Source organism: Roseibium sp. MMSF_3412, from assembly GCF_030733265.1.
GTDB lineage: Bacteria > Pseudomonadota > Alphaproteobacteria > Rhizobiales > Stappiaceae > Roseibium.
On the sequence record NZ_JASHJI010000003.1, the window covers coordinates 34,825 to 51,589 of the forward strand.

Consider the following 16,765-nt stretch of genomic DNA (forward strand, 5'->3'; position numbering starts at 1 on the left):
CGGCGATCAGGCCTCTTTGGTGACAGCGGACGCGGCGCGTTCCTTGACACGCGCCCGGAACCGGCGCTGGCGGGAGATCGCCGCGTTGAGTTCGCCGCCCAGAATGAAAACCAGCGAACAGATATAGAGAAAGATCAGGGCGGTCATGATGCCGGCAAGACCGCCATAGGTGGACACGTAATTTGCAAAGCTCGCCAGATAGGCCCCGAAGGCACTGCCTGCGATGATCCACATGACCAATGTTGCCAGCACGCCCGGCCACAGATCACGGAAAGACCGTTTGCCCGCCGGCAGAAGCCAGTGGGTCACGAACAGGCCGATCACAAGCAGCGACCCGGCGAGCGAATAGCGCGCGACGTTGATGGAAAGCAGGAAATTCTCGACCTGGGGAGCATAGGTTTCCAGGGTATCCAGCGCCAGCGGCGCCAGAACAACGAGAAACGTGTAGGCCAGCAGGATCGCGGCACCGAGCAGCACGAGCCCGAGCGATTGCAGCCGCAGAAAGAAGATCGAACGATGCTCCATCTGCCTGTAAGCCCGATTGAGTGCGGTCCGGAGCGCCTCGACGCCATTGGAGGCAAACCAGAGCGCCGCGATGGCGCCAAAAGTCAGAAGGTCGCCGCGCGGCACGGTCAGGACATTGTGGATCTCTCGCACCACGGGCGCGGCAACCGATTCCGGCCAGGCGTCGAAAATCAGGTCCGAGGCTGTATCCGCCGCACCTGTCATGCCGAAAAAGGCCGAAAGGGACGCTATGAAGATCAGCATCGGAAAAATGGCGAGCAGTCCGGACAACGCGACATGACTTGCCATTGCAAAGCCGTCATCGCGCGAGAAATGCCCGATCGCATCCTTGAGAACCGAAAATACAGCCAAAAAGCCCTTTTGCACGCCCATGGCCCGATCTGGCCTTTGTCGCGCCTGACAGTCAAGAGAAGACTGTGAAATTGACCCCCTCCGAAAGAAGAACAAATTCCGGCTCGACAAATGAGTGTGTGCGACGCAACATAGCTTCAACAAAAAGCGCTTCAGCGCAACAAATGAAAACGGAGATCGCCCATGTCCACTGCAGCCCTGACGGCGGCAGAAACGCCGGAGAGCCTTGCCGAACAGACCGCCTCGGCGGTCGACACCCTCGACCGCCTGCTTGATCTTGCAGCGCAGCGTGTGCGCGCGCTCGTGACCGCCGACGGGCGTGTGTCCTCGCGCCTGATGGAGCAGGAACAGCGCGCGACGCACGGCCTGGCATGGCTGGCAACCTACGTCGAATCGCTGCGCCAGCTGGACGCCTATGCCCAGCGCCTGAGCACGCAGGGAAAATACGGCACCTTGGAAGAACGGATTGTCCAGCTTGGATTTGCCGAGTACCTGGCGCAGATATTCGGCGGCATTCCGATGAACCAGGGCGAGTTCGTCCGTCTTGCGGATCTCGGTATCAGCTCCGGCGAAGCCCGCGACCACCGAACGCCGGACATCGACGCGTTGATCGAAACAGGCAACACGCCTGCAATACGAACCGAAATCGCGGCTCTCATCCGCGACCAGGCCGGTCACTCGACATTCGGCGACCCCGGCCTTGACGAGACAATGGAGCAGATCCGCAACGAGATGCGGAAATTTGCCGAAGGCACGGTGACACCGCATGCCCATGAATGGCATATGAAGAACGAGTACATTCCGCTCGAAGTGGTCGGGCAGATGTCCGAACTCGGTGTCTTCGGGCTCACGATCCCGGAGGAATATGGCGGTCTCGGCCTTGGCAAGGAAGCCATGTGCGTGGTTTCCGAGGAGCTTTCACGCGCCTATATCGGTGTCGGCTCCCTGGGCACCCGTTCCGAAATCGCGGCAGAACTGATCCTGTGCGGTGGAACGGAAGAGCAGAAACAGCATTGGCTGCCGAAAATCGCCTCGGGTGAAATCCTGCCGACCGCGGTCTTTACCGAACCCAATACCGGATCGGATCTGGCATCTCTGAAGACACGTGCGGTCAAGGACGGAGACACCTGGAAAGTCTCCGGCAACAAGACCTGGATCACCCATCCGGTGCGCGCGGACATCATGACGCTGCTCGCCCGCACCAATCCGGATGAGCCCGGCTACAAGGGCCTGTCCATGTTCATCGCGGAAAAACCGCGCGGCACGGACGAGGACCCGTTCCCGGCAGAGGGCATGAGCGGTGGCGAGATCGAGGTACTCGGCTATCGCGGCATGAAGGAATATGAGATCGCCTTCGACGGGTTTGAAGTTGCTGGTGAAAATCTGCTCGGCCAGGTCGAGGGCGAGGGCTTCAAACAGCTCATGCAGACCTTTGAAGGCGCGCGCATCCAGACGGCCGCAAGGGCGCTCGGCGTTGCCCAGAGCGCACTCGATCTTGGTCTGCGCTATGCCGAAGAGCGTGTCCAGTTCGGCAAGTCCCTGATCCATTTCCCGCGTGTCGCGGACAAATTGGCGCTGATGACCGCCGAACTGATGATTGCGCGGCAGCTGACCTACTTCTCGTCCTGGCAGAAAGACTCCGGCAAACGGTGCGACCTGGAGGCCGGCATGGCCAAATTGCTGGGCGCGCGGGTCGCGTGGGCAGCGGCCGACAATGCGCTCCAGATCCATGGCGGCAACGGCTTTGCGCTGGAATACGCGGTCTCACGGGTCCTGTGCGACGCGCGCATCCTCAACATTTTCGAGGGCGCGGCGGAAATCCAGGCCCAGGTGATCGCCCGCCGCCTGCTCGAAACGCGCGGCAATCAGTAGTTCCGAAACGGAAAAGGGCGGCTGGAACGCCCTTTTCTACTGCCTTGCGCTGCCATCGCATCGCCCGTCGCATTTGCGCCAGACCGGCTTTTCTGTTGAACTCCCGCCGGGATTCACCACATGTATAGCTGGCAGAAACGGGAGACCTCACCAATGACATCCTCTTTTTCATTTGAGGATCTTGGGTTCGAACCCGAGTATCTTGGTCCGGAAGAAGAGCAGAAAAGCAACGTTCGGCAGAGACTGCTCGCGACGGCGAAAAAAGCTGCCCGCCAGGTTCCGTTCATGGAAGACGTGGTCGCCGGCTATTATTGTGCGCTGGATCCGGCGACACCGGCCAAGGTGCGCGCGACGCTTCTGGCGGCCCTTGCCTATTTTGTCCTGCCGCTCGACACGATCCCGGATTTCCTGATCGGTGTCGGCTTTGGCGATGATGCCACCGTTCTGATGGCGGCGATCGCGATGATCCGCGGGCATATGCGCGACGACCACTACCACGCAGCAAGGGAAGCCCTCAAGGACGAGGAACTTTAGACGTTTTTCGGATCGGTGGTTTTTGGCAACCACCAGCATCCCGACGTCCGCCCGGCGATTATCCAGTAGACAAGACCTGCGAAAAACCCGGCTGCCAGGGCAACAACACTGCCCGGCCTGACGCCGCCAGCCTCTGTCTCCGGCCCGAGCGTCCAGATCACGAACGCGATCGCTCCTCCGGCGGCAAGATGAAACACGATCCCCTTGAGACGCGCGAATTCGGCAAGTGCGATGACGATGCCTGCCGGAACCATCGCCGCCGCTCCTGCGACGCTGGCCGCAACGAGTCCGGTCCCGACCATGGCGCCGAAGGCGACCGGATTTTCACCGGGATGGGCTGCCTGAAAGAAGCCCCAGGCCAGAAACAGGCCGCTGGCGACAAGCGCAAGCACAAACCCGATAACGATTTTAAGGAGTTGAAACAGGAATTTTCCGCCGTCCAAGTCTCTTGTCTCCTTTAAATCTTCCGGCAAACACTTAAGTGTGGCATTGTCTTCGGAATTACAACAATCGATCCACGCTCCAAAGCGTGGCATTCCTGTTTTCAAGGCGACACGGATGTCGCACCGACGCAGGCGCAAGCGCCGATTTCGGTTGACTTCCAGCCTGTTTCGCAGGATTTTATGTAGCAGCGCTAGGACATTTGCGGCAGAAACCTTGGTACATGGGTCCCGAGGTTTTTTGTGCATGAGAATGAGCCATGACCAGGCGCTCAGTAGAAACGTTAGAGGAGTTAGCGACCATTCGCCGTCCGTTCCGCGCCCCGCCTCCCACGAAGGAAGGCCCGCGCACAAACCAAGAAATTCGCGTTCGCGAAGTCCAGTTGATTGATCATGAAGGCGCCAACCGTGGCGTGATACCGACCGAAGAAGCGATGGATATCGCTCTTGATGCAGGTCTGGATCTCGTTGAAATTCAGCCGAACGCAAATCCCCCCGTCTGCAAGATTCTTGATTTTGGCCGGTACAAGTACCAGGCCCAGAAGAAGGCTGCGGAAGCCCGCAAGAAGCAGAAGACCGTCGAGATCAAGGAGATCAAGATGCGTCCGAACATCGACACGCACGATTACGACGTGAAGATGAAGAACATGCTGCGCTTCTTCAATGACGGGGACAAGGTGAAGGTAACGCTCCGGTTCCGTGGCCGTGAAATGGCGCACCAGGATCTTGGCATGAACCTCTTGAACAAGGTCCGCGAAGAAACCTCCGAGATTGCGAAGGTCGAGTCGGCTCCCAAGCTGGAAGGCCGCCAGATGGTCATGGTGCTGGCGCCGATCAAGTAGCGGACCCACCATTCTGGAATCAAAAAAAACCCCGCAAACTGCGGGGTTTTTTATTGGCATTCGTCTCTTCGCCTGCCCTGTTTGGCAACCAGATCGAGGGAGAGCTGTCTTAGCCTTTCATCCGGCGACGTGCGGCAAATCCCAGTCCGGCGAGCCCCGTAACAAGGAGCAGTACCCCAGCTGGCAGCGGAACCGCCGTCGGATTGCCATTGTAGTAGATCGACGCGTGGGACAGATCTTTCGTCGACATCCAGGTTCCGGTCAGCGGGTTTCCGACGCTGAGATCCAGAAGGAATGCCCCGAACCCGTTGCCCGCCTTCAGCGTGATCACGACGTTCGTCAATCCGGCGAGCGTGTCGATCGTCCAGTCGCCGCTTTTTGTGCCGTTGACCGGAGCGTCTGTAAATTCGATTGTTCCATCGCCATCGGCGCTGTCGTTCTTCTCGGACAGGACCCAGCCCGTCATGCCGAAGAGAGAATAGGTCGACGTGATCGTATTCGTATCGTTTCCGGTGGTGCAAAAGGCCTGCGTTGAATTCGCCAGGGTCAGGGTTGCCCCGCTACCCCCCGCCGAAGTGACGCAGTTCATCGGAGCCGCCTGGGCCGACAAGGTGGACAGTCCAAATGTTGCAACTGCAAGCGCGAAAAGGCCTGCTAAAGAACGCTCGAAAATACGCATACTCGTAACTCCCAAAGTACGTAGGGTTTACAAAATGTGAAAATCGCGGGCCTGTCAAATTAAATAACATTAATTTTCAGCGCATTACGGTTAAATACAACCGAAAACATCTTTAAGGTTGTATTGTGTAATTTTCGCAGTTCGTAAAATTGTCACATTCGACGATCCGCGTTAGATGAACAGCACTAAACAACATCAACCCACTCGCCGCGCTCCGCCGAGGCGAAGATGGCGTCGATGATCTTCATGTTCTGAACGGCGTCCTCGACCCCGTAAGTGAGCATTTTTTCGCCCAGGATCGCACGGCCGAAGACATCGGCAAGCTCGGCATACTGATCGCAGGGTGCGATGGTCTCGGGCGCGAGCGCACCGTCTCCCAGTCTGGACCCGTCATCCAGCCGCAATTCGACAGCCTCGCCCTGCGGCGCGTTGAAGGGGATCAGGATCTCAAGACGTTTTTTCGAGCCGACCAGTTGCAGCCGCTGGAACGGGGTCAACTGAGTCGACACGGTGAATGTGAGCTGGCGGCCGGCCCCGAAATCCATCATCGCGCTGGTGATCCGGTCCGTGCCGAAATCCGGGTCGCGGTCGATCAGGGAGACAACGCGCTCCGGTTCCGCCTCGAAGAAATATCGCCCGGCCAGCATCGTGTAGCAGCCGATATCCATCAGCGCCCCGCCGCCCATGTCCGCCCGGTTGCGGATGTTGCCGGGATCGGCATTGAAAAAACTGAAAAACCCCTGGATGGCATGTAACTCGCCCAGTTCGCCGGAGCGGACGATCTCACGCGCCCGGATCCACTGCGGGTGCGCGCGGACCATGAAACCCTCGGCCACCAGCCTGTCTTTCGGCAGATCGAGAAGCGTGGCCGCTTCGTCCGCGCTCAGCGCCATCGGCTTTTCGCAAAGAACGTGCTTTCCGGCCTCAACGGCCTGGGCTGTGACCGGAACATGCATGTGGTTCGGCAGCGGATTGTAGATCGCGTCAATGTCCGGATCGGCAAACAGCTCTTCATAGCAGCCGTAGGCCTTTTCGATACCGAGCTCCGATGCGACCTGTTTCGCGCGTTCCAGATCACGCGAGGCAATCGCCGCGGCAACGCCCGTCTGGGACGCCTTGATACCGGGAATGACCTTCTCCCTGCCGATCTTTGCTGTCGAGATGATTCCCCAGCGGACCCTGTTGCCGTCCATTTTGTTTTTCTCCGAAAAAAGAGGTGCAATCACCAGTTGGCACGAAAAAATCCCGGCCTGCAAGGCCGGGACCATTGCCAAAGTAACGCAGCGTTTGGGTCTGCGCTAGAATTTCTCCGGAACGTATAGATGCTCCGGCAGGACCTTGCGTTCATAGTCCGGATTGGACCTGCGCTCCGGCAGGCTGACCGGGTCGTGCGGAACCTCCTTGTAAGGCAGTTGCGACAGGAGATGGCTGATGCAGTTCAGCCGCGCCTGTTTCTTGTCGTTGCCTTCAACGATGAACCAGGGGGCCTCCGGAATGTTCGTGCGTTCGAACGTCTCTTCCTTCGCCTTGGTATAGTCTTCCCAGCGAACGCGGGATTCCAGATCCATCGGCGACAGCTTCCACTGCTTGAGCGGATCGTGAATGCGCATCAGGAAGCGCAGCTGCTGTTCCTCGTCCGTGATGGAGAACCAGTACTTGATCAGCCTGATGCCCGACCGGACGATCATGCGCTCGAACTCGGGAACGTCGTTGAAGAACTGCTCGACCTGGTCTTCGCTGGCAAATCCCATCACCCGCTCGACACCGGACCTGTTGTACCAGGAGCGGTCGAACATGACGATTTCGCCGGCTGCCGGCAGATGCGGAACGTAGCGCTGGAAGTACCACTGCGACTTCTCGCGCTCGGTCGGCGCCGGCAGGGCGACCACCCTTGCAACGCGCGGATTGAGACGCTGGGTGATGCGTTTGATGACACCACCCTTGCCGGCTGCATCGCGGCCTTCGAACACGACGACAATTTTCTCGCCGCTGTGCTGTACCCAGTCCTGGAGCTTGACCAGTTCCGCCTGCAGCCTGAGAAGTTCGTGAAAATATGTGTTCCGGTCGATTGTCGATTTGTGCCGCTTGTCGGAAATGAACTGAAGATCCCTGGCGATCAGGTTGTCGTCGATCTCCATTTCCAGTTCTTCATCGAGGGAATCCGCCCATTCGGCCTCAACCCAGCTTTTTGCACTTTCGTCACTCATCTACCGGTCCTTTGAAACTTCCCGATCCTCGAAACTCACCAAGAGTGTGAACAGCCTAAGCATGTAAGTTTTTTGACAGTCTGACCAGTTCGGCGGCGATAAGTCTCTGACCTGCGTCAACAGCCACATTCTTCGCTTGTAAATGAATGAACGTTCATTTATTGAATAGGCACGGAGGATGCAATGGCAACACATGCCGCGAAGACAGCAAGCCGCCCAAAAGGCCTGGAAACCGCAAAGCGCGTGCGCAAGGCGGCGCTGAAGCGTTTCGCCAACGCCGGCTATGCCGCCGTCTCGATGCGGGAGATCGCGGCCGATGTCGGTGTCAGGCCAGGCGCGCTCTACAACCATTTCCCGACCAAGCAGGATATCCTGAAGGACCTGATGCTGAGCCACATGTCCGAACTGCTGGCCGCGTGGGAGATGGCGGACTTTCCGGACACCATGGATCCGCTGGAGCGATTCGTCCGCTTTCACATCGGCTATCACCTGGAACGCGCCGACGAAGTCTTCATCTCCTATATGGAGCTTCGCAATCTGGAGCCGGACAATTTCAAGGCCATCGAAACCGAGCGCCGCCGCTACGAGGCGATCCTGACATCCATCCTGGAGGAAGGGGCCGCCGCCCGCCGCTACAAGGCGGACGATGCAAGGGTCGCCACCCGGGCGATCATCGCGATGCTGACCGGCATTCCGACCTGGTACCGGGAAGGTGGCCGGATCGGCAAGGGCGAGCTTGAAGACCTTTATCTCACCATGGTGCGCAAAGCCGTTTCTCCCGAAAGAACAGACCGCCAAACGGAGGCCGGATGACATGAGCATCCTGAAATCGAGCCTGTCACCGAAAAGCAGTGACTTCGAAGCCAACAGGTCCGCGCACGAGGCGGCCATGGAAACCGTCAGGACAGCGGCGAGGACCGCCCTCGACGGCGGCGGCGAGAACGCACGTCAGCGTCACGTGTCCAGGGGCAAGATCCTGCCGCGGGAACGCGTTTCACGTTTGCTGGACCCCGGTTCGCCGTTTCTGGAAGTCGGCATGCTGGCGGCACACGAGATGTATGATGGCGCGGCCCCGTCTGCCGGAATGATCGCGGGCATTGGCCGGGTCGAAGGCCAGGAAGTGATGATTCTGGCCAATGATGCAACCGTGAAGGGCGGCACCTACTACCCGATGTCGGTCAAGAAGCATCTCCGCGCCCAGGAGATCGCGGCCGAAAACAATCTTCCCTGTATCTATCTCGTCGATTCAGGGGGGGCCAACCTGCCCAACCAGGACGAGGTCTTCCCGGACCGGGACCATTTCGGCCGCATCTTTTACAATCAGGCCAACATGTCCGCCAAAGGCATCGCCCAGATCGCGGTCGTGATGGGAAGCTGCACGGCCGGTGGCGCTTATGTGCCGGCCATGTCCGACGAGACCATCATCGTCAAGAACCAGGGCACCATCTTCCTTGCCGGCCCGCCGCTGGTAAAGGCGGCAACCGGTGAGGAAGTCACGGCGGAAGATCTCGGCGGCGGCGATGTGCACACGCGGCTGTCAGGCGTTGCCGACCATCTGGCGCGCGATGATGCCCACGCGCTCGCGCTCGCCCGCCGTGCCGTTGCCAGCCTGAACCGGACCAAGTCCGATCAGCTGGCGTTGCAGACCCCCGAGGACCCGCTCTACGACCCTGAAGAAATCCTGGGCGTGGTTCCCGCCGATCTGAAAACGCCCTACGACATTCGCGAAGTGATCGCGCGCGTGGTCGACGGATCGCGCTTTGATGAATTCAAGGCCCGTTACGGCACCACGCTTGTGTGCGGCTTTGCGCATATCCACGGCATGCCGGTCGGCATCGTCGCCAACAACGGCGTGCTTTTTTCCGAAAGTGCGGTCAAGGGCGCGCATTTTGTCGAACTCTGTTCCCAGCGCAAGGTGCCGCTGGTGTTCCTGCAGAACATCACGGGTTTCATGGTCGGGCAGAAATATGAAAGCGGCGGCATTGCCAAGGACGGCGCCAAGCTGGTGACGGCGGTCGCAACCACCTCGGTTCCCAAGATCACGATGCTTGTCGGCGGCTCGTTCGGCGCGGGCAACTACGGCATGTGCGGCCGGGCCTATTCGCCCCGTTTCATGTGGACATGGCCGAACTCCCGCATCTCGGTCATGGGCGGCGAGCAGGCTGCGGGGGTTCTGGCGACTGTCCGCCGCGACGGCATCGAGCGCAAGGGCGGAAGCTGGTCGGCGGAAGAAGAGCTCTCCTTCAAACAGCCGATCATCGACCAGTTCGAGGAACAGGGCCATCCGCTCTATGCAACCGCCCGCCTCTGGGATGACGGCATTGTCGATCCGCGCAAGACCCGGGACATACTGGGGCTTTCCCTGTCGGCCGCGCTCAACGCGCCGATCGACGACACCCGCTTCGGTCTCTTCAGGATGTGATGCCATGAGCCGGATCGAAACGCATGTCGGTGACATCACCCGGCTGAAGGTCGACGCCATCGTCAATGCAGCCAATTCCTCGCTGCTCGGCGGCGGCGGCGTGGATGGCGCGATTCACCGGGCCGCCGGACCGGAACTCCTTCAGGAGTGCCGCCTTTTGAACGGCTGCGACACCGGAGAAGCCAGGATCACCGCCGGATACAATCTGCCGGCAAGGCACGTCATTCACACGGTCGGTCCGGTCTGGCGCGGTGGCAACGAAGGCGAAGCCGGACTGCTTGCCAGCTGCTACGAAACCAGCCTCCGGCTTGCCGCGGCCAACGCCTGCAAGTCCGTTGCCTTTCCCGCTATCTCAACCGGCATCTACGGTTACCCGGCAGAGCTGGCTGCCGAAACGGCTGTCAAAACCATTCAGGACACGCTTGCAGACCTGCCGGAAATCGAAACGGTCACGCTGGTCGCATTCGATGAAGAAGCGCTCGCCCACTTGCTGAACGCGCTGAAGGGGAACGAAGACTGATGTTCAAGAAAATCCTCATAGCCAACCGGGGCGAGATCGCCTGCCGGGTCATCGGAACAGCTAAGCGGCTCGGCATCCGCACTGTCGCGGTCTATTCGGACGCAGACGCAAACGCCAAACATGTCGCCATGGCGGACGAGGCCTTTCACATTGGTCCGGCGCCGGTGAACGAGAGTTACCTCAGGATCGGCAAAATCATCGAGGCCTGCCGGATAAGCGGCGCAGAAGCGGTTCACCCGGGATACGGCTTTCTCTCCGAAAACCCCGACTTCGTCGAGGCGCTTGACCACGCGGGCATTGCCTTCATCGGCCCGAGCGCCAGCTCCATTCGCGCCATGGGTCTGAAGGATGCAGCCAAGGCCCTGATGGAAAAGGCGGGTGTGCCGGTCGTCCCCGGCTATCACGGCGACAATCAGGACCCGGACTTCCTGGAAGCCAAAGCGGACGAAATCGGCTACCCGGTCCTGATCAAGGCGCGGGCGGGCGGCGGCGGCAAGGGCATGCGGCGCGTCGATGATCCGAAGGACTTCCAGGCTGCGCTCACCGGTGCCCGGCGCGAAGGAGAGGCAAGTTTCGGCGACGGGCGTGTCCTGATCGAGAAATACCTGACCAAACCGCGTCATATTGAAATCCAGGTCTTCGGCGACACGCACGGCAATGCGGTTCATCTGTTCGAGCGCGATTGTTCCCTGCAAAGGCGTCATCAGAAGGTGATTGAGGAAGCCCCGGCCCCGGACATGCCCGAAGAGATGCGCGCGGCCATGGGTGAGGCCGCGGTCCGTGCCGCAAAGGCGATAGACTATTCCGGCGCGGGGACCATCGAGTTCATTGCGGATGTTTCGGAAGGATTGCGGTCCGACCGGTTCTTCTTCATGGAAATGAACACCCGGCTTCAGGTTGAGCATCCGGTGACCGAACTGATCACCGGGGAAGACCTTGTTGAGTGGCAACTTCGGGTCGCCTCGGGTGAGGTGCTGCCAAAGACGCAGGAACAGCTTTCCTTTTCCGGCTGGGCCTTCGAAGCACGTCTTTATGCCGAAGATGCACCCAAGGGCTTCCTGCCGGCCATCGGCACGCTGGAACATCTCGCCCTTCCTGAGGCGATTGCCCGCGTCGACAGCGGCGTTCGCTCCGGCGACGAGATCACGCCCTATTACGACCCGATGATCGCCAAGGTCATCGTGCACGGCCCGACGCGGGACGCGGCTCTCGGCAAGTTGCTGGCAGCGCTTGAAGCAACGGAAGTAGCCGGATGCGTCACCAACGCCGCTTTCCTGTCAGCCCTTTGCCGCCATGACGGCTTTTCGAAAGGCGATGTCGACACGGGCCTGATCGACCGGGATCTGGAACAGCTCATAGAGGAGCCTGATGTTCCGGAAGATGCCGTCGCGCTTGCGGCGCTTGCCGCGCTCGGTCTCACCCGCCCGGCGGAGGGCAGCGACCCGTTCGAAACCCTCGCCGGTTGGCGGATCTGGAGCGCATCGCGGCAATTCGCCCTTCTGGAGATTGCTGGCGACCGGCGCGACATCGAAGTCCGCGCGCTCGAGAACCGTCGCTTCGCCGTCCACCTCGATGCCAAGGTCAAGACTTATGAGATCGTCCAGGTTGATGGCCCTGCACTCACTTATGACTGTGACGGCCATCGCGCACGTGCCAAGGTCATTGCCGGCGGACAGGACCTGACCGTCTTCCAGAACGGTCACGCCTTTACAGTTGGCCTGCCCGATCGCTTGAGCGGCGACGAAGATGCGGCGGGCGCGGGGGATCAGGTAATTGCACCGATGCCGGGTCTCGTCAAAGTCGTCTTCGCAGAGGCGGGCGAGGATGTCACCAAGGATCAGCCGCTGCTCATTCTCGAAGCAATGAAGATGGAACACACGCTGAAGGCACCGCGCGATGGCACGATCGGCGACCTGCTTGTTGCGGAAGGTGAGCAGGTGACGGACGGCACCGTTCTTCTTGCCTTGAAGGAGGAAGCCGATGCTGCCGCATGACGCATCGAGCTACGCGGATCTCTGCGCGCGTTTTGCGTGGGACTTACCGGAACGCTTCAACATCGGTACGGCGATCTGCGACACCTGGGCAGACCGGGAACCGTCCCGCAACGCCCTGGTCTATGTTGAAGAAGGCGGCGATACCGCAACCTACACCTATGCGGATCTGAAACGGCTGTCCAACCAGCTTGCCAATCTTCTGGTCAGCTGCGGCACTCAGCCGGGAGACCGGGTCGGCGTCTTGCTGCCGCAGCGCCCCGAAACGGCTTATGCGCACATCGCTGCCTTGAAAACCGGTACGATTTCGATCCCGCTTTTCACTCTCTTCGGCGAAGAGGCCCTTGAATACAGATTGCGCGATTCCGGCGCGAAGGTCGTCATCACGGACAGGAGCGGCGCTGCGAAACTGGAACCGCTGAGAGACCGCCTGCCGCACTTAAGCGCCGTCTTCTGTGTTGACGGTGAAGACAGTGGTGCTGACGACCTTGCCAGCCATATGGCCGGGCACATGACCGAGTTCAGCCCCTTTGACACAGGCCCTGATGACCCGGCGATCATTATCTACACGTCCGGAACCACCGGCCAACCCAAAGGGGCTCTGCACGGACACAAGGTCCTGCTCGGCCACCTGCCCGGCGTCGAGATGAGCCACGACTTCCTGGGTCAGCCCGGAGACCGCATCTGGACGCCGGCCGACTGGGCCTGGATCGGTGGCCTGCTCGATGTTCTGATGCCTGCGCTCTACCTGGGTGTGCCTGTCGTTGCCTGCAGGTTCCGGAAGTTCACCGCGGAAAGCGCCTTCCAGCTTCTTGCGGACCAAAAGATCCGCAACACCTTCCTCCCGCCCACGGCGCTCAAGATGATGCGCCAGGTGCTGGATGCGCACAATCGCTGGCAGCTTGATCTGCGGTCGGTGGCCTCCGGCGGCGAAACGCTTGGCGCCGAACTGATCGACTGGGGACGGCAGACCTTCGGACTGACCATCAACGAGTTTTACGGCCAGACCGAGTGCAACATGATCGTCTCAAGCTGCAGCAGCCTCATGCCGGCACGCCCGGGCATCATGGGCCGCGCGGTCCCGGGACACCAGGTTGCCGTCGTTGACGACACCGGAACCCCGCTCCCGGCAAACACGCTCGGCAACATTGCCGTCAAGCGCCCCGACCCCGTGATGTTTCTGAAATACTGGAACAACGAGACGGCCACGGCGGAAAAGTTCGCAGGCGACTGGATGCTGACCGGCGACACGGGCCAGGAAGACGACGACGGTTGGCTGCATTTCGTCGGCCGGGACGATGATGTCATAACCTCGTCCGGCTACAGGATCGGTCCCGGTGAAATCGAGGACTGCCTGCTCCGCCACCCCGCCGTTGCCATGGCGGGTGTTGTCGGCAAGCCGGACCCGCAGCGCACGGAAATCGTAAAGGCTTTCATCGTGCTGAAGGATGGGGTTGAACCGGCCGACGCGCTTGCTGCGGATATTGCCGAATTCGTCAAGACCCGCCTTGCCGCACATGAATACCCGCGCGAAGTCGAATTTGTGGATGCATTGCCCATGACTACCACCGGAAAGGTCATCCGGCGTGCGTTGAGAGCCCGTGCCGAACAGGAGGGGTAGGAAGTGAACCAACGCCCGGATAACCTTCAATTGTCATCCCTGCGCAGGCAGGGATCCAGTACTCGCTGTACCGTGCAACCTGCAAGAAAGCCCAGGTTTACTGGTTCCCGGCTCTCGCTGCACTCGGCCGGGACGACAAGCCTGGAAAGACAATCTGCCAAAGTTTTTCTCCGAAATGAGCGCTAACATGCCCGAATTCGTTACAATCTTCGAGATGGGTCCGCGCGACGGCCTTCAGAATGAAAAGCAGTTTGTCCCGACGGAACAGAAGATCGGTCTCGTCGACCGCCTGTCGGACTGCGGCTTCCGGAAGATCGAAGTCACAAGTTTTGTCAGTCCCAAATGGGTGCCGCAGATGGCTGACGCGCAAGACGTCATGGACGGGATCTACCGGCATCCGGCCGTGGTCTATTCTGTCCTGACGCCCAACGTGAAAGGCTATACGGCCGCGCGCAAGGCGTCCGCCGACGAGGTTGCGATCTTTGGGTCAGCATCGGAAGGTTTTTCAAGAAAGAACATCAACTGCTCCGTCGCCGAGAGCATCGAACGGTTCAAGCCGCTGCTCAACAAGGCCGAACAGGACGAGATGCCGGTGCGCGGCTATGTCTCCTGCGTGACCGATTGTCCTTACGATGGACCAACGCCACCGGAGAAAGTCGCAGACGTTGCCGGCCAGCTTCTGGACCTCGGCTGCTACGAGATTTCCCTTGGCGACACGATCGGTGCAGGTACGCCGGAAAAGATCGGAAAAATGCTGGACGCCGTCCTGGCCGTTGTGCCTGCCGACAGGCTGGCGGGCCATTATCACGACACGAAGGGCCTGGCACTGGCCAATATCGAAGTCAGCCTTGAGCGCGGCCTGCGGGTCTTTGACAGCGCCATTGCGGGTCTCGGCGGTTGCCCCTATGCGCCCGGCGCCAAAGGCAATGTTGCAACCGAAGCCGTGATCGCACTTGTCGAGGGCAAGGGGTTTGAAACGGGTATAAGAACCGATCGGTTGGAAGCTGTCGCGGACTATGCGCGCAGCCTGAGGAGTGCATAGCCATGACGTTCGAAACCATCTCGATTGCGCAGGACGCGCGCGGCGTCGCAACCCTGACACTCAACCGGTCCGACAAGCACAATTCCATGTCCGCGCAGATGATCGCCGAACTCACCGCGGCGGCGGCTCAGCTTGCTGAAGCCGATGATGTTCGGGCCGTTGTACTGACCGGTGCGGGCGACAGCTTCTGCGCCGGCGGGGATCTGTCCTGGATGCGGGAGCAATTCGAGGCGGACCGGGCAACGCGCATGGCGGAAGCTCGAAAGCTCGCCATGATGCTGAAAGCATTGAATGAACTGCCCAAACCGTTGATCGGACGCGTCCAGGGGCAGGCATTCGGCGGTGGGCTCGGGTTGATGAGCGTCTGCGACACGGTGGTTGCCGTGGACAGCGCACGGTTCGGTCTGACCGAGGTGCGTCTGGGCCTGATCCCTGCCACCATCAGCCCCTACGTACTCGCGCGCATGGGGGAAGGCAAGGCGCGGCGCGTGTTCATGTCGGCAAGGATCTTCTCGGCTGAGGAAGCACGCGACCTCGATCTAGTCGCGAAAGTAACCGATGAGGCCGGACTCGATGCTGCCGTGGAAAAGGAAATCACGCCGTATCTCGGAGCTGCCCCGGCCGCTGTCGCCGCCTCGAAAGCACTTGCAAGATCACTCGGCCCGGCGATTACCGATGAGGTCATCGAGGACACGATCCGGCGTCTTGCCGATACCTGGGAAACCCCGGCCGCCCGAGAGGGGATCTCCGCGTTTTTTGAAAAAAGAAAGCCGGACTGGGTTTCCGCTTAACAGTCAAACGGTTTCAGAACACCAGATGGACCGGTCAGGGCGTGGCTTGCCGCCGTGCGTGTTCGATCAAGGCGGCAATGCGCGCGACCTCCACCTGTTCGCTCTTGGGCGCCTCGCGTTCCGGACCGCCATACATGCGCTCGCGCCGCCTGCGGATCTTCTTGCGCTGCCACTCGCTGATTCCCTCCGGCAACTCGATGCCCGCGCGGTCCATGCCGATCAGGATTCTCTGCAGATCGGGAATGAGCTCGGATGAAATCGTGAAGGTGCCGGCCACGGGATGTTTGAACACCAGCGTCTTGGTGCTCTCCGCGCCGTTCAGAAGAACGGCTTTCTTGTGCCCGATCGAGCCGATGGTCGACTGGAACCAGGCGACCCAGCCGGATGCCTGCCAAAGCCGGACCTCGATCTTTTTCAGCTCCTCGTAGGGCACCCGCGCCCGCCGGCCGAACTGTGTGAACTCGAAACCGTTTCCGAAAAAGCGGACCCAGGATGTTTCCTGGCGAACGGCAACCGCAAAGAACAGGAACGCCATGCTGGCGGGCAGAAGTGCTGTCATGGATAACAGCGCAAGGACGCCCGACGTGTTTGCCATCCCGAGAATTGCAATCGGCAAGAACACGATCCCGATGCCGAAACCGATGGCATCGAGAGAAGATATCGACGGTTTTGAAACAGGCTTGATTGCCCCTGAGGGCGCGTTGGGTCGCGGCAAGGCCGCGTAGATGCCGCCAGAGGCAAGCAGGCACACCAGACAACTGAGCGGCGACATGAAGTAGAAGCCGCCAACAATGGCCAGGACGCCAAGGCTTAAAGGTAACACACGTCGTAATAATTCAATTTTGGCCGTTTTGCCCAAACCGCTCTCCATGCTTTCGAACAGCGAAACCGTAACAAACTGGGGAGACTTACTGATTCTTCCATTGAA

General features: G+C 60.2%; 16 protein-coding genes. 10 read left to right on the top strand and 6 right to left on the bottom strand.

The annotated features are described in order from the left end of the window. Positions 1-6: 6 nt before the first annotated feature. Entirely contained in the window at positions 7-897 is an 891-nt protein-coding gene (locus RBB49_RS06360; protein WP_306141876.1) for a YihY/virulence factor BrkB family protein, read from the bottom strand. A 162-nt stretch (positions 898-1,059) separates the two neighbouring features. Here RBB49_RS06360 and RBB49_RS06365 point away from each other — a divergent pair, with 162 nt between their 5' ends. Together RBB49_RS06365 and RBB49_RS06370 are read left to right on the top strand one after the other, a co-directional pair. Continuing rightward, positions 1,060-2,748 (top strand): acyl-CoA dehydrogenase family protein, encoded by a 1,689-nt coding sequence (locus tag RBB49_RS06365; RefSeq protein WP_306141877.1) that lies wholly within the window; start codon positions 1,060-1,062, stop codon positions 2,746-2,748. A gap of 153 nt (positions 2,749-2,901) precedes the next feature. Then, complete coding sequence (locus RBB49_RS06370; RefSeq protein ID WP_306141878.1) at positions 2,902-3,282, top strand: YkvA family protein; 381 nt, start codon at positions 2,902-2,904, stop codon at positions 3,280-3,282. On the opposite strand, the gene RBB49_RS06375 is transcribed toward RBB49_RS06370, so the two are convergent. Continuing rightward, positions 3,279-3,725, bottom strand: coding sequence for a translation initiation factor IF-3 (locus RBB49_RS06375; RefSeq protein ID WP_306141879.1), 447 nt, complete (start codon positions 3,723-3,725; stop codon positions 3,279-3,281). The two genes, RBB49_RS06370 and RBB49_RS06375, sit on opposite strands and share 4 nt — an antisense overlap. Positions 3,726-4,024: 299 nt before the next feature. Between RBB49_RS06375 and infC the strand changes: the two genes are divergently transcribed. Further along, positions 4,025-4,564 (top strand): translation initiation factor IF-3, encoded by a 540-nt coding sequence (infC, locus tag RBB49_RS06380; RefSeq protein ID WP_306142377.1) that lies wholly within the window; start codon positions 4,025-4,027, stop codon positions 4,562-4,564. 109 nt (positions 4,565-4,673) lie between these two features. Here infC and RBB49_RS06385 read toward each other — a convergent pair whose 3' ends face one another. From RBB49_RS06385 to ppk2, 3 genes are all read right to left on the bottom strand, one after another. After that, a complete protein-coding gene (locus RBB49_RS06385) occupies positions 4,674-5,243 on the bottom strand; it encodes a VPLPA-CTERM sorting domain-containing protein (protein WP_306141880.1) in 570 nt (189 codons plus the stop codon). A 185-nt stretch (positions 5,244-5,428) separates the two neighbouring features. Next, a complete protein-coding gene (locus RBB49_RS06390; RefSeq protein ID WP_306141881.1) occupies positions 5,429-6,436 on the bottom strand; it encodes a Gfo/Idh/MocA family protein in 1,008 nt (335 codons plus the stop codon). A 105-nt stretch (positions 6,437-6,541) separates the two neighbouring features. Next, positions 6,542-7,450 (bottom strand): polyphosphate kinase 2, encoded by a 909-nt coding sequence (gene ppk2 / locus RBB49_RS06395; RefSeq protein WP_306141882.1) that lies wholly within the window; start codon positions 7,448-7,450, stop codon positions 6,542-6,544. Between the two features lie 183 nt (positions 7,451-7,633). Here ppk2 and RBB49_RS06400 point away from each other — a divergent pair, with 183 nt between their 5' ends. The 7 genes from RBB49_RS06400 to RBB49_RS06430 all read left to right on the top strand — a co-directional run bounded on the left by RBB49_RS06400 (position 7,634) and on the right by RBB49_RS06430 (position 15,837). Continuing rightward, positions 7,634-8,263, top strand: coding sequence for a TetR/AcrR family transcriptional regulator (locus tag RBB49_RS06400; RefSeq protein ID WP_306141883.1), 630 nt, complete (start codon positions 7,634-7,636; stop codon positions 8,261-8,263). A gap of 1 nt (position 8,264) precedes the next feature. Continuing rightward, the gene (locus tag RBB49_RS06405) at positions 8,265-9,872 is read left to right on the top strand and encodes a carboxyl transferase domain-containing protein (RefSeq protein ID WP_306141884.1); all 1,608 of its coding nucleotides are present in this window, start codon (positions 8,265-8,267) and stop codon (positions 9,870-9,872) included. Positions 9,873-9,876: 4 nt separating this feature from the next. Then, on the top strand, positions 9,877-10,392 hold the full coding sequence (locus tag RBB49_RS06410) for an O-acetyl-ADP-ribose deacetylase (RefSeq protein ID WP_306141885.1): 516 nt from the start codon (positions 9,877-9,879) through the stop codon (positions 10,390-10,392). Beyond that, a complete protein-coding gene (locus tag RBB49_RS06415) occupies positions 10,392-12,386 on the top strand; it encodes an acetyl/propionyl/methylcrotonyl-CoA carboxylase subunit alpha (RefSeq protein WP_306141886.1) in 1,995 nt (664 codons plus the stop codon). The genes RBB49_RS06410 and RBB49_RS06415 overlap by 1 nt, the downstream gene beginning before the upstream one ends. After that, positions 12,373-14,004: an acyl-CoA synthetase gene (locus RBB49_RS06420; RefSeq protein WP_306141887.1), complete on the top strand. Its 1,632-nt coding sequence runs from the start codon at positions 12,373-12,375 to the stop codon at positions 14,002-14,004. Before RBB49_RS06415 ends, RBB49_RS06420 begins: the two co-directional genes overlap by 14 nt. Positions 14,005-14,191: 187 nt before the next feature. Beyond that, positions 14,192-15,046: a hydroxymethylglutaryl-CoA lyase gene (locus RBB49_RS06425; protein WP_306141888.1), complete on the top strand. Its 855-nt coding sequence runs from the start codon at positions 14,192-14,194 to the stop codon at positions 15,044-15,046. Between the two features lie 2 nt (positions 15,047-15,048). Next, positions 15,049-15,837, top strand: a complete 789-nt coding sequence (locus RBB49_RS06430; protein WP_306141889.1) for a crotonase/enoyl-CoA hydratase family protein — start codon at positions 15,049-15,051, stop codon at positions 15,835-15,837. 34 nt (positions 15,838-15,871) lie between these two features. On the opposite strand, the gene RBB49_RS06435 is transcribed toward RBB49_RS06430, so the two are convergent. Continuing rightward, a complete protein-coding gene (locus tag RBB49_RS06435; protein ID WP_306141890.1) occupies positions 15,872-16,609 on the bottom strand; it encodes a hypothetical protein in 738 nt (245 codons plus the stop codon). Positions 16,610-16,765: the final 156 nt, after the last annotated feature.

What these genes read in the sequence shown, in the direction of transcription:
- RBB49_RS06360 (WP_306141876.1), bottom strand. Translation starts at nt 897, where the DNA reads ATGGGCGTGCAAAAGGGCTTTTTGGCTGTATTTTCGGTTCTCAAGGAT.
- RBB49_RS06365 (WP_306141877.1), top strand. Translation starts at nt 1,060, where the DNA reads ATGTCCACTGCAGCCCTGACGGCGGCAGAAACGCCGGAGAGCCTTGCC.
- RBB49_RS06370 (WP_306141878.1), top strand. Translation starts at nt 2,902, where the DNA reads ATGACATCCTCTTTTTCATTTGAGGATCTTGGGTTCGAACCCGAGTAT.
- RBB49_RS06385 (WP_306141880.1), bottom strand. Translation starts at nt 5,243, where the DNA reads ATGCGTATTTTCGAGCGTTCTTTAGCAGGCCTTTTCGCGCTTGCAGTT.
- RBB49_RS06390 (WP_306141881.1), bottom strand. Translation starts at nt 6,436, where the DNA reads ATGGACGGCAACAGGGTCCGCTGGGGAATCATCTCGACAGCAAAGATC.
- ppk2 (WP_306141882.1), bottom strand. Translation starts at nt 7,450, where the DNA reads ATGAGTGACGAAAGTGCAAAAAGCTGGGTTGAGGCCGAATGGGCGGAT.
- RBB49_RS06400 (WP_306141883.1), top strand. Translation starts at nt 7,634, where the DNA reads ATGGCAACACATGCCGCGAAGACAGCAAGCCGCCCAAAAGGCCTGGAA.
- RBB49_RS06405 (WP_306141884.1), top strand. Translation starts at nt 8,265, where the DNA reads ATGAGCATCCTGAAATCGAGCCTGTCACCGAAAAGCAGTGACTTCGAA.
- RBB49_RS06410 (WP_306141885.1), top strand. Translation starts at nt 9,877, where the DNA reads ATGAGCCGGATCGAAACGCATGTCGGTGACATCACCCGGCTGAAGGTC.
- RBB49_RS06415 (WP_306141886.1), top strand. Translation starts at nt 10,392, where the DNA reads ATGTTCAAGAAAATCCTCATAGCCAACCGGGGCGAGATCGCCTGCCGG.
- RBB49_RS06420 (WP_306141887.1), top strand. Translation starts at nt 12,373, where the DNA reads ATGCTGCCGCATGACGCATCGAGCTACGCGGATCTCTGCGCGCGTTTT.
- RBB49_RS06425 (WP_306141888.1), top strand. Translation starts at nt 14,192, where the DNA reads ATGCCCGAATTCGTTACAATCTTCGAGATGGGTCCGCGCGACGGCCTT.
- RBB49_RS06430 (WP_306141889.1), top strand. Translation starts at nt 15,049, where the DNA reads ATGACGTTCGAAACCATCTCGATTGCGCAGGACGCGCGCGGCGTCGCA.
- RBB49_RS06435 (WP_306141890.1), bottom strand. Translation starts at nt 16,609, where the DNA reads ATGTCGCCGCTCAGTTGTCTGGTGTGCCTGCTTGCCTCTGGCGGCATC.